The 11,807-nt window shown below is 74.8% G+C and carries 9 protein-coding genes; 5 read left to right on the top strand and 4 right to left on the bottom strand.

What is annotated here, in order from left to right; genetic code table 11:
* Positions 1-161: 161 nt before the first annotated feature.
* On the top strand, positions 162-1,058 hold the full coding sequence (locus SCA03_RS33695; protein ID WP_051855392.1) for an alpha/beta hydrolase: 897 nt from the start codon (positions 162-164) through the stop codon (positions 1,056-1,058).
* Between the two features lie 108 nt (positions 1,059-1,166).
* On the opposite strand, the gene SCA03_RS33690 is transcribed toward SCA03_RS33695, so the two are convergent.
* Positions 1,167-2,393: a PucR family transcriptional regulator gene (locus SCA03_RS33690; protein WP_141275849.1), complete on the bottom strand. Its 1,227-nt coding sequence runs from the start codon at positions 2,391-2,393 to the stop codon at positions 1,167-1,169.
* 236 nt (positions 2,394-2,629) lie between these two features.
* On the opposite strand from SCA03_RS33690, the gene SCA03_RS33685 reads away from it, so the two are divergent.
* Positions 2,630-4,207 carry an NAD(P)/FAD-dependent oxidoreductase gene (locus SCA03_RS33685; protein WP_230989091.1) on the top strand — a complete coding sequence of 526 codons (1,578 nt, stop codon included), beginning with the start codon at positions 2,630-2,632 and terminating at the stop codon, positions 4,205-4,207.
* Between the two features lie 64 nt (positions 4,208-4,271).
* A complete protein-coding gene (locus tag SCA03_RS33680) occupies positions 4,272-6,359 on the top strand; it encodes a prolyl oligopeptidase family serine peptidase (RefSeq protein WP_086816927.1) in 2,088 nt (695 codons plus the stop codon).
* Positions 6,360-6,421: 62 nt separating this feature from the next.
* On the opposite strand, the gene SCA03_RS33675 is transcribed toward SCA03_RS33680, so the two are convergent.
* Complete coding sequence (locus SCA03_RS33675) at positions 6,422-6,991, bottom strand: ATP-binding protein (RefSeq protein ID WP_086816929.1); 570 nt, start codon at positions 6,989-6,991, stop codon at positions 6,422-6,424.
* 138 nt (positions 6,992-7,129) lie between these two features.
* Here SCA03_RS33675 and SCA03_RS33670 point away from each other — a divergent pair, with 138 nt between their 5' ends.
* Complete coding sequence (locus SCA03_RS33670; protein ID WP_086816931.1) at positions 7,130-8,395, top strand: helix-turn-helix domain-containing protein; 1,266 nt, start codon at positions 7,130-7,132, stop codon at positions 8,393-8,395.
* The gene (locus tag SCA03_RS33665; RefSeq protein ID WP_086816933.1) at positions 8,392-8,913 is read left to right on the top strand and encodes an NUDIX domain-containing protein; all 522 of its coding nucleotides are present in this window, start codon (positions 8,392-8,394) and stop codon (positions 8,911-8,913) included. Before SCA03_RS33670 ends, SCA03_RS33665 begins: the two co-directional genes overlap by 4 nt.
* A gap of 22 nt (positions 8,914-8,935) precedes the next feature.
* On the opposite strand, the gene SCA03_RS33660 is transcribed toward SCA03_RS33665, so the two are convergent.
* Positions 8,936-9,754, bottom strand: a complete 819-nt coding sequence (locus tag SCA03_RS33660) for a 4'-phosphopantetheinyl transferase family protein (RefSeq protein ID WP_230989090.1) — start codon at positions 9,752-9,754, stop codon at positions 8,936-8,938.
* Positions 9,751-11,538, bottom strand: a complete 1,788-nt coding sequence (locus SCA03_RS33655; protein WP_086816935.1) for an acyl-CoA dehydrogenase family protein — start codon at positions 11,536-11,538, stop codon at positions 9,751-9,753. Before SCA03_RS33655 ends, SCA03_RS33660 begins: the two co-directional genes overlap by 4 nt.
* Positions 11,539-11,807 lie beyond the last annotated feature (269 nt).

Here is an 11,807-nt window from a genome sequence, read left to right as displayed (position 1 = left end):
CCCGGCGACCCGGCGACCCGGCGACCCGGCGACCCGGCGACCCGGCGACCCGGCGACCCGGCGACCCGGCGACCCGGCGACCCGGCGACCCGGTGGACGATGGGCGGTGCACCGGCCCGGAGGCACCGGGCACCACAGCGCGGAACGTGAGGGAACGCGACGTGAAGATCCTCGAAAAGCGCCACGACGACCTGCTGAGCGGAGCCGAGGTCTGGTTCGTGCGGCCGGACCACATCGACGACGTCTTCCGGGTGTGCGTGACGTCCAACGCCCGGCCGACGGGCGGCGACCGGGCGTCCCTGGTGATCGCCACCGACGCCGAACTGAGCACCGGCACGCTGCACGGCCTGGTCCACAGCGGCGCCGTCGGGCTCGATCTGCCGCCCCTGTACGCGGTCGGCGTCGGCTACCCGCTCGACGCCGACCCGTCCTTCGCGGTGCGCCGCAACCGCGACCTGACGCCGAGCGTGTGGCCGGAGTTCGAACCGGTCACGCCCGCGCTCGCGGGGACGCCCGTGTCGCTCGGCACCGGCGGCGCCGATGCCTATCTCGCCTTCCTCGACGAGGAGTTGAAGCCCGCGCTGGCCGAGGCGTTCCCCCTCGACCCGGACGACGCGACGCTGACCGGGCAGTCGTTCGGCGGGCTGTTCGTCGTGCACGCGCTGCTCACCCGCCCCACGGCGTTCCGGCGCTACCTGGCGGGCAGCCCGTCCCTGTGGTGGCACGACCGGGAGACGCTGGACCTGGCCCGCAAGGCCGTCGCCGATCTGCCCGCGCCGCGCGCGCAGCTCTACCTCTGCATCGGCGAACTGGAGAACAAGGCCAGGTTCGGGCGGCAGTTCGGCCCGATGCTGCCCGAGTCCGTCCGGGCGCTGCTGCCCTCGGCCATGTCCGAGAGCGACATGCAGGGGGACTTCTTCCTCCTGGAGCAGATACTGCGCGAGTGGGAGGGCGAGGAGTTCTCCGTCGAGGCGCACATGTTCCCCCAGGAGAGCCATGAGTCGATCACCGGCGCCATGCTGAGCCGGGGCCTCCGCCGCCTCCACGGCTACCTCTGAACGCCGGTCCCGACTTCGGCCCCGGGCCGCGGCTCCCTGCTCCCGCCCCGGCCCGGGCTCCGGCCTCGCCCGGACCCTCGACCTCGGCCGCCGCGCCCCGTCCCCCGTTCAGCGGGCGCGGCCCAACGGGGCGATCTTCAGGGTGAGATGGGCGGTCAGACGGTCGTCGCCGTGGGCGAGGCAGAGGCCGGTGAGTTCCTCGACCCGGTGCAGACGGTTGTAGAGGGTCGAGCGGTGGATGTGCAGCCGGGCCGCGGCACGGCGCGCGTCGCCCGCCTCGTCGAGGTAGACGCGCAAGGTCTCGGCGAGCTCCGGTGCGCCGGACTCCGGGTGCAGCAGGTCGCGGAGCCCCGGGTGCATGCTCTCGGCGAGGTCCGCGGGGGACAGCTTCGCCAGGAGCGCGTAGACGCCCAGCCGGGCATACGAGGTGACGGCGCGGCCGCTGCCGGTCGCCCTCGCCACCTCGGCGGCCTGCCGCGCCTCCCGGTAGCCGGTGGCCGCCTCCGCGAGCCCGGGCTGGACGCGGCCGACCCCGGCCCGGCACAACTCGCCCGGCACGTCGGGGAGTTCGCCGCGCAGCCGGGCGACGAGCACGGACGCCATCTCCTCCGCCCCGCGTGCGGCCGCCTCGTCCCCGGCGTCCGGCCGGATGCCGAACACCAGGGCGTGGTCCGGGCGGACCAGGGCGAGGGTGCGGGCGGGTGCGGCCCGCAGGCGGGCGTGCTCGACGGCGAGCCGCAGCGCGAGCCGCTGTTCCTCCGGCAGGGGCTCGCCCGGGGTGCCGCCGAGGGTGGCGACGACGGCGACGACGCTCCCCGCCGCTGCCAGGTCCTCCTCGATGAGCGTGCGCGCTGCCTCGGCCCGCAGCACGGGGTCGGCCGACACCAGGTCGCGGACGAGTTCCCGCTCCCGGCTCCGTGCGACCTCCTCGCGCAGGTGCGCCCGGTGCAGGACGAGCGCCGCCCGGCGTGCGGCCTGCCGCAGCGCCTCGGCTTCCTCGGGTCCGGCCGGACCCTCATCGGCCGTCAGCCAGAGGTAGCCCAGCAAGGTGTCGTCGTGGCGGATCGGCATGCCGTGGCGGACGACGGTGACGCCCAGCTCCGGCCGCACGGGCACGGTGAACAGGTCGGTGGCGCGGGCGGCCCCGGCGGCGGCAGCGTGCTCGGCCAGTTCGGCCGGGACCGCACGGTTCATGAGGGACGCGACACGGGCCGCGTCGGCCTCGCCGTGGTGGGCGCTGTGGGCGAGGAGGCGGAGTCTGCGGTCGTCGATCGCCACCGAACGCCCGAGCCGGGCGCCGAGCGCATCGACCAACTGCTGTAGATCACCGGCCACACCCGCATCGTAGGACCGCCTCCACCGGGGCCGTGAGCCCCGGGCCCCGACGCCCGGAGCCGCGGGCGCGGTACGCGACGGCGCAGCCGCGAGACAACAGGCCCGCGCGACACCTGCCGACACCCGCCCCGGCAAGAGGCGACAGCTGTCGCGGGACCGGACCGTCCGGGCTGCGTAGTGTGCGGAAGCAGGACGGGGGACGGGGAACGCGGGACGCAGGAAGCGGGAAGCGGCGGGTGGCGAGCGGCGAGCGGGACAGCCCGGCGCACGCGGCGCGGGCCCGCTCCGTCCGGGACGACGGCACAGCAGTCGACGGCAGCGAGTCGGACGACGGATCGGGACTCGACGGCGGCGAGTCGGACAGCAGCCCGGGAGTCGACAGCGGCGAGGCGGACAGCGGCACGGGAATCGACCACGGCGAGTCGGACAGCGGCACGGGAATCGGGCGACGGCACGGGAGTCGGGGTGAGCGCATGGGTGCGGGGGCAGACGTGAGGGCGCACGCGGGGGCGGACACGGTGGCGGACGCGGTCGTGGTCGGGGCCGGGGTGATCGGCTCCTCGATCGCGCTGGAACTGGCCCGCGGCGGACTGCGCGTCGTGGTCGTCGACCGGTTCGGCGGCGCGGGCAACGGCTCCACCAGCGCCTCCAGCGCGGTGGTGCGCTTCACCTACCCCACCGTCGAGGGTGTGACGGCCGCCTGGGAGTCCCGGCACTGCTGGGAGGCGTGGCGCGACCACCTCGAAGCACCCGCCGGCGAACCGCTGGCCTCGTACCACCGCTGCGGGGTCACCATGCTCGATGTGGACCTCGCACCGCGCGGGCTGTTCACCCGGCACTTCGACGAGGTCGGCGTCCCCTACGAGGAGTGGGACGCGGACCGGCTGGCGGCGCGGCTGCCCGCCGTGGACACGGGCCGGTACTGGCCGCCCCGCCCGGTGGACGACGAGGAGTTCTTCGCCGGCGCCACCGGGCGGCTGGGGGCGCTCCACACCCCGGACGGCGGCTTCGTCGACGATCCGCGGCTGGCCGCGGCCAACCTCGCCGCCGCAGCCCGGCGGCACGGCGCCGTCTTCCGGTGGCGGGCGCGGGTGACCGCGGTGCCGCGGTCCGGCGGGCGGGTGCGGGGCGTCCGGCTCGACGACGGCACGGAGCTGTCGGCGCCGGTCGTCGTCAACGCGGCCGGCCCCTGGTCGGGCCGGCTCAACCAACTGGCCGGAGTCGGCGGGGACTTCACCGTCCCGCTGCGGCCCCTGCGGCAGGAGGTGCACCATGTGGCGGCGCCGCCCGGCTACGGCGTCGGGGGCGGTAGCGGACCCGTGCTCGCCGACATGGACCTCGGCACCTACATCCGCCCCGACGGGCGGGGATCTCTGCTCGTCGGCGGCACCGAGCCGGAGTGCGACGCCCTGGAGTGGCTGGACGATCCGGACACCGGCCGCCCGGGCCCCACGGTGTCCGGGTTCCGTACGCAGGTGACGCGGGCGGCGCGGCGGCTGCCCGGGCTGCGGGTGCCCGGCCGGCCGCGCGGGGTGGCGGGCGTCTACGACGTGGCCGGGGACTGGACGCCCGTCTACGACCGCACCGACCTCGACGGCTTCTACGTGGCCATCGGCACCAGCGGCAACCAGTTCAAGAACGCCCCCCTGGCCGGCCGTCTCATGTCCACCCTGATCCACGGCGTGGAAGCCGGACACGACCACGACCGGAACCCGCTCACCCACCCGTGCACGCACACCGGCCGCACCCTCGACCTCGCCGCGTTCTCCCGCCTCCGCCGGCCGACCACGTCGACAGGCACGGTCCTGGGCTGACCACCCGCCACCCACCGCAGCGGCCCGTCCACCACCGCACCGGAGACATCGGAGAGCACCACCCATGCACCGACCGCTGAACTACCCCGCAGCCCGCACCGAGGACCGGCAGGAGACCGTCTCCGGCGTCAGCTTCCCCGACCCCTACCGGTGGCTGGAGGACGACACGGAGGAGACCGCGGCCTGGCAGCGGGCCCAGAATCTGCTCACCGACCGATTCCTGGCCCAGTGGCCGCACTTCGCACGCCTGCGGGAACTGGTCGACCACTGCACGGCCGACGGCACCGGCTCGCCGAACTGGATGGTCGATCCCCCTCCCCGGTTCGCCGGCGGACGCTGGTTCCGCCTGGCACGTCCGGCCGGTCCCGGTGCCGACCACCCGGAGGCCGCCGTGGTGACCGTCTCCGACACCGCCGAGGAGGACGGCCGGGTCCTCTACGACCCGCGCGCGGACGGAGCCGAGCACGTCTTCTGGCTCGCGCCCTCCCCGGACGGCACGACCGTCGCCGTCGGCGTCTCACCGGACGGCGGCGAGCAGGGCGAGATCCGCCTCTACGACACCGCGTCCGGAAGGCGACTGCCCGACTCCGTACCGCACCGCACGCACGGCCCGCTGGTGGTCCCGCAGTGGACACCCGACAGCGCCGGGTTCTTCTACACCGCCTCCGCCCCCGACCCGGTGGACGAGAAGTACGCCTTCCCCGTCTACCACCACCGGGTCGGCCACGGCCCCGCCACCGCGCCGGAACCGGTGGACGCGCCCGATGTCCCCCTCGTCCAGGTGGACCCGGCGGGCCGGTACGCCGTGGCGACCAGCGTGTGGGCGCTGCCGCGGTACGTCTGCACGCTCCCCGGGCGCGCCTGGCGCCCCTTCGTCCAGGGCCTCGACGCCACGGTCACCGGCGTGATCGACGGCGACCGCTACCTCGCCGTCACCGACCAGGGCGCGCCCCGCGGCCGGCTGGTGGCCATCGACTTCGCCGACCCGGCACCGAGCGACCCGTCCGGCTGGCACGAACTCGTACCGGAATCCGACCGCGTCCTCAACCAAGTACGCCTTATCGGCGGCCAGTTGGTCGTCACCGGCTCCGTGGACGCCGAGGCACGCGCCTGGGTCTTCGACCGGGACGGCACCGAACGGGAGGAGACACCCCTGCCGGGCCGCGGCGCCTTCCCCCACGACGCACTGCCGCACAACGCCCTGACACCCGACGGCCACCCGGACGCCTTCGTCTTCGTCCACTCGACGCCGCGCTCCTCCCCCGGCCTCTACCGCTACCGGCCGGGCTCGGGCCGAGTGGAGACCCTGCGGCCGCCGAAGGTGACCCTGCCCGGCGGCCCGGCGGCCGGAGCCTCCCTGCGCTGGGCCACCGCACCGGACGGCACCCGGGTGCCCTACCACCTCGTCCTGCCCGAGGGCGCCGACGGCGACGCGCCGCTGCCCACCCTGATCTCCGCGTACGGCGGCGGCCGCGTCGCCTGGCCGGCCCAGTTCCCCGGCCCCCTGGCCGCGTTCGTCGCCTCCGGCGGTGCGCTGGTCATCTCCCATCAGCGCGGCGGCGGCGACCTGGGGTCCGACTGGGCCGACGCCGGACGGGGAAGCCGGAAGCAGACCGGCTACGACGACCTGTACGCCATCGCCGAGCACCTCGTCGGCACCGGCGTCACCACCACCGACCGGCTCGCCGTCACCGGGTGGAGCAACGGCGGCGTCATGGCGGGCGCGGCCTTCGCCCAACGCCCGGACCTGTGGGCGGCCGTCGTCGCGCAGTGCCCCGTCCTGGACCTCGTCGGCAGCCACCGCGACCCCTACGGCAGGTTCGCCGTCCCGCACGAGTTCGGCGGCTTCGACACCCCCGAGGAGGTCCGCCGGCTCGCCGGCATGTCGCCCTACCAACTGATCGACGACGACACCCGCTACCCCTGGCTCTACGTCCACGCCGGAGCCATCGACTCCGCCTGCCCCGCCGGCCAGATCCGCAAAACCCTCGCCCGCGTCCAGGCCGCGGCCGGCCCCGGCACACCCGCACTCCTGCGCATCTGGGACGGCGTCGGCCACGGCATGGCCACCGCCCGCTCGGCCGCCGTCCTGCACACCACCTGCTGGCTGGCCTTCCTCATGCACCGCCTCGACATGACACCCCCGCACTGACACCCCCACCCCTGCCGTGACCACACCCACCACCACTCCGGGCGCGGGCCCACCCGGAGCCATCAATCGGAGTCTCCGACACTCCCCTTGTCCCGCGCACCGCCCGGGCCCGTTCTCCCGCCCGCCTCCTGCGGCGCCACGGACCCCGTCTCGGCCCAGACCCGTTTGCCCCAGGGAAGGAGATCGGTCCCCCAGCGATCGGAGAGGGCGTCGACCAGGAAGAGCCCACGGCCACCGGTGGCGTCCGGACCTACCCGGCGCAACTCGGGCCCACGGCCGGACTTGTCGACGACGGCGACACGCAACCGCTCGGGGCACGGCTGCTCGACACTCACCCGGACGTGGTGAGAGCGGCCGTGGCGGACGGCGTTGGTGACGATCTCGGAGATCAGCAACGCGCCGGTTTCCGCGACGTCCCGGCTCATGCCCCACGCCGCACACGCCTCACGGACCAGCCGACGCGCCGTCGGTGCAGCGGCGGCCTCACTCGGGAGGGTGGTGCTCCGACGCGGGTACGGCACCGGCCCCGCCGCCCGTTGGTCATCGTCATGGTCACGCCTTGCTCTGGGGGTTCGGGGCTCCGTCCGTATGTCTGGGAGAGCTGTGCGACGGAGCCGCCGGGATGCGCTCATGCGTGCTTCTCCCGGCCGGCAGTCAGTCAACGCACGGAACCGGGGGCGCGGAGACTCCGGAAGGTGACTCCAACCCGGAGTCGCACCCGCGGAGTTGGCCGTAGCATCGGCCCTGCCAGCCACTCATCGGAGTTGCAGATGGACCGTCCGTCACCGGATCCGCGTGAGGTCGTCGCCGGGCTGCTCGGGGACGAACGCCTGACCACGGCGTGCGCCGAGCGGGACATGGGCAGGTTGTTCCGGATACTCAATGCGCGCGGTGTCAGCACACGGCGCATCGCTGCCGCCGCCGACATCACACAGGGGCGGCTGTACGAGTACATGAACGGCAAGAGCCGGGTGGAGAAACTGGCCCTGTTCGAGCAGATCGCCGACGCCTTCCACATCCCCGGCCACCTGCTGGGGCTGGCCCGGCGTGTGTGGGAGCCTCCGCCGCCTGCGGCCGGACACGAGCGGGAGGAGCAGCCACCGCCGGCCGGCGACGAGCTGGCCGCTGTGGAGCAGTTCCGCAGTGCCGACAGGCAGGCCGGCGGCGGCCGGTTGTACGGAGCTGTCGTCCGGCATCTGTCGGAGCGGGTGGCGCCCCGCCTGGTCGACATCGGCAGCGGTCCCCATGTGTTCGCCGCCGCAGCCGCGTTGACCGAAATGGCGGGGTGGATGGCTCACGACTCCGGTCACGACGAGCGTGCGGCCCAGCACTTCACCCGCGCTCTTCCTCTGGCCCGTGCTTCCGGTGATCTCCCGTTGGCCGCGCACATCGCCGCGAGCAACAGCCATCTCGCCCTGGAGACCGACGACGTGGCGGGGGCCGTCGGATGGGCACGCGGCGGGCTCGACCTGGCCGCGCGGGGGCCTCGGATTCCCGCGTTGACGGCGCGGCTGCACACCATACAGGCGCGTGCGTTGGCGGTCGCCCGTCAGAGCGCGCCGGCCGCTCACGCGCTGGAGGCCGCGCACCGCGACCTGGCGGCGCCGCAGGCTGCTGATCATCCGTGGCTGAGCCCGTTCGACGCCGCGACGCCGGCCGGCGAGTCGGCCCTCGTCCTGCGTGACCTGGGGCGGCACGAGGAGGCGTTGTCACACGCCGAACACGCTGTGGCGTTGCGTGCGGCGGGGCGGGTGCGGTCCCTGGCTCTCGGCCGGATCAGCCTGGTGGAACTCCACCTGCGGCGCGGTGATCCGGACGCCGCGGTGCACGTCGGCCACGAGCTGCTCCGCACGAGCCCGACCCTCGGCTCGGTCCGGGTGCTGCGGCAGCTCGACGGTCTGTGCCAACTGCTGGAGCGGCACCGGGAATACCGCCCGGTGCGGGAGTACCTGGCGCGGTTCGACGACGCACGCCGCGCCAGAATGCTCCTGCTGGCCGATCTGATCCCGTCGTCCCCGGGAGGCACCACCGCATGAGGTCCGCAGCGCCCGATCCCGCCGACACCGACGCGTGGCACGCGTACCTCGCAGAGGGCAATGCCAAGCAGGCCCGCAAGCGCGTCGCGGCCGATGTGCTGCTGCGGGACCCTTCCGGCCGTGTGCTCGTGGTCAACCCGACCTACAAGCCCGGCTGGGACCTGCCCGGCGGGATGGCGGAGGCCAACGAGCCACCGAAGGACGCGGTACACCGTGAGTTGATGGAGGAACTGGGCATCGGTGTGCCGCTGCTCGGGCTGCTGGTCGTGGACTGGGTGGCCCCGCACGGGCCCTGGGACGATCAGTTGGCGTTCGTCTTCGACGGCGGCACCCTGGAAGACGAGCAGACCGGCCGGCTCCGCCCCCACGACGACGAGCTGTCCGAGATCGCCTTCGTCACGCCCGCCGAAGCCTCCGGCCGCCTGCGGTACCACGTCCGGCGCCGGTTCGAGTACGCCCTGGAGGCGCTGGTCGGGGGACGGCCGCTGTATCTCCACGACGGCGTGCCCGCCCTGTGAACGGCGGCGCCCCGGGGCCCGGCTAGCCCTCCCCCAGCAGCTCCGTGACCGCGCCCATGAAGCCGCCGTCGAGCATCGTGTGGGCCGCGGTGTCCGTGGAGGGTTCCAGGCCGCAGTCGTGGCAGGCGACGCTGATCAGGTAGCGGCCGAGGACACCGTGGGTGGCGAACGCCCATTCGCCGCGGGTGGCCTCGCGGCCGTCCGGGGCGAGCAGGCCGTCGCTGTCCGGGCCGAAGCCGAACTCGGTGAAGCCCAGCCGCAGGCCCTGGCCGAGGGCCTTGGTGTACGCCTCCTTCAGGGTCCACAGCCGCAGCATCCGCGCCGAACGCGCCGCGGGCGGCAGCGACTCCAGCGCGGCACGCTCCGCCGGGGTGCACACATGGCCGTGCAGCAGCTCGAAGTCCATGGCGCGGCCCGTCGGTTCGGCGTCCACACCGATGCGGCCGTTGCGGCTGAGGCCGACCGCGACGAGGTCGTCGGTGTGGGTGAGGCTCACATCGATCTGGCCCAGGCCGCGCAGATAGGGGCGCCCGCCCAGCCGGTACGCCAGGTCCAGGCCCGCCGGGTCGGCCCGTAGCGCGGCCGCCGCCGTGAACTTCAGCGTCAGCCGGGAGACGGCGAACCGATGGCGCACCACGGGGTCGGCCGTGCGGCGGTAGCGCTCCCAGTCGGCGCCGAGCAGGCCGCGCAGCCCCGGCATGGCCAGCACCGCGGGCAGCCACTCGCCCCAGTTCGTGTGGACGACGGCGTTGCCGTGCCGGTCCATGCTCGCGCGCACCCCGTCCCACGGCCCGTCCGGTCCCGGCACATGGACGGGCGCGCCGATACGGCCCGGGCTCACGGCGCCAGCTCCCGCCCGCCGAGGTCGAAGCCGCGGCCCGCCCGGTAGCGGGCCACCAGCTCCTCCAGCACCGACTCCTGCGTACCGTCCGGCAGTCGGACCTCGACCGTGCCCAGCCGGCGGCCGAGCCGGGACAGTGCCAGCAGCGCCCACGCCGGATCGGCGAGGAACGGGTCCGCGCCGCCCTGGGCCGCCTCCCACACGCCGAGGACGGCCGCCGCGCCGACGACCACGCAGTACCGGTCGCTCAGCCCGCACACCGCCGGATCGGCGAGCGCCGAAGCGCCGTAGTCCGGCAGCCGGCGGCAGGCCGCGGCGAGCGTGCGCAGCTCCCCCACGAAACCCTCCGCCAGCCCGGCCAGCGCCCGCACCCCCGCGCCGTCCCGCCGCCCCGCCAGCCGACGGGCCGACGCCACCAGCGAAGCCGCCATGAAGTCCCCGCCGCCCGCGATGCCCAGCAGCCGGTGGTCCAGCGGCGGCAGACCGGCACCGTCCCCGAACAGGCCGCGCGGCGGCTCCGGTTCGGCGAACCAGGACCGCTCGGCCAGCGCCCGCAGCTGCGGGACGATCACCGACTGGCAGGACGCCGTGCCCGCGTGCCCCAGCCCCGCGACGGGCAGATCCCGCATCAGCTTGTCCAGCGCCCCGTACTCCGCGCTGTCGTGCGCGTAGCCGCGCCCGCCCAGCACCGTCGCCAGCTCCTCCAGGTCGTCCCGCAGCAGATCCGGCACCACGTACTTCACGGCCGCCGCGCACACGTGCGCCCGGTCCGGCAGCAGGCTCAGCGCACGCAGCACGGCCGTCGCCATCGCGTCGCACGCCAGCAGGTCGGCGAAGACGCCGGCGAGCGGCCGGTGCCAGCGGCGGGCCGGCACACCGGCCGCCTCCCGGCTGACCGCCCGCACCGCCGAACGCAGCACCGTGTCCGCCGAGGCCGTCACCACCCCGCAGATCAGGCTCCGGTTCACCTGGAACGTCCGCAGCGCCAGCGCCACACCCTCGCCGGGACGGCCCACCAGCGCATCCGCCGGCACCGGGCTGTCGATGAACTCCAGCCCCGAGAACAGCGCACCGCGCATCCCCGACGTCTGCGCGCGGGGCAGCTCCAGCACCGTGCCCGGCGGCACCCGGCCCGGCTCCACCAGCAGCACCGAATGGCTGCGCGGGCCCCGCGCCGGGTCCGTGCGCGCGTACACCACATGGACGTCGCTGCGCCGGGCGTTGATGATGACGTCCTTGCGGCCCGCCAGCAGATAGCCGCCGTCCGGCGCGGCCCGCGCCGTGAACTCCTGGCGGAGGATCGCGTTCGCGTGCGCCAGCTCGTGGTGCAGGATCGTCGCCCGGCCGCCGTCCAGCAGCAGCCGCGCCAGGGCCTCGCGCTGGTCCCGGCTGCCCGCCGCCCACACCGCGGACGCCGCGAACAGCGAGATGATGCCGTAGCCGAAGCCGAGGGTCACATCGCGGCGGAAGACCGGGCGCAGGACCTGGGCCAGCAGGTCCGCGCGGACCAGTCGGCCGCCGTACTCCGCCGGGACGAACTCCGCGTTCAACCCCGCCTCCGTCAGCAGGTGTTCCGTCTCCTGCGGAGGTGTGCGGTGGGTGTCGGCGGCGAACAGGGACCGCAGGCCGTGCGGGTTGTCCTCCGCGTACGGGTCGCCCAGCAGGGCCTCCAGGCGGGTGGCCCTGCGGGTTGCGTCCGCCTCGGCCGTCGTCCCGGCCGTCGTCCCGGCCTGCGTCCCGGCCGTCGCCGTCCGTCCGAGGTTCTCGGTGTCTTCCTTCAGCATCACGGCACCCCCTTCGTTCCGCCGTACTCGGGACTTTGGCCAAGGGGGGTCGATGGTGGCCTGAGCCCCACTAGAGCCGTTGTCTGGCCGTTCACCCCCCCTGCCCTTGTACCGCCCGGGCTTCGCCCGGGGCCCCTGCACCGTTCTTGCTGGGCCGTGCCCGCGCCCTTCTCGCCGTCGTGGTTCCCGGCCCGCGCCGCCCACCGTCTCCCTCGGGCCGTGCCCCTGCCCTTCTCGCCTGGTTCCTCCTTCAGGGCTTCGCCCCCGGT

The sequence above is a fragment of the Streptomyces cacaoi genome (assembly GCF_006539165.1).
GTDB lineage: Bacteria > Actinomycetota > Actinomycetes > Streptomycetales > Streptomycetaceae > Streptomyces > Streptomyces cacaoi.
This window is presented reverse-complemented; position numbering and strand designations above follow the sequence as displayed.

Coding starts and splice junctions, on each gene's coding strand:
- SCA03_RS33680 (WP_086816927.1), top strand. CDS start 4,272: ATGCACCGACCGCTGAACTACCCCGCAGCCCGCACCGAGGACCGGCAG.
- SCA03_RS33675 (WP_086816929.1), bottom strand. CDS start 6,991: ATGAGCGCATCCCGGCGGCTCCGTCGCACAGCTCTCCCAGACATACGG.
- SCA03_RS33670 (WP_086816931.1), top strand. CDS start 7,130: ATGGACCGTCCGTCACCGGATCCGCGTGAGGTCGTCGCCGGGCTGCTC.
- SCA03_RS33665 (WP_086816933.1), top strand. CDS start 8,392: ATGAGGTCCGCAGCGCCCGATCCCGCCGACACCGACGCGTGGCACGCG.
- SCA03_RS33655 (WP_086816935.1), bottom strand. CDS start 11,538: ATGCTGAAGGAAGACACCGAGAACCTCGGACGGACGGCGACGGCCGGG.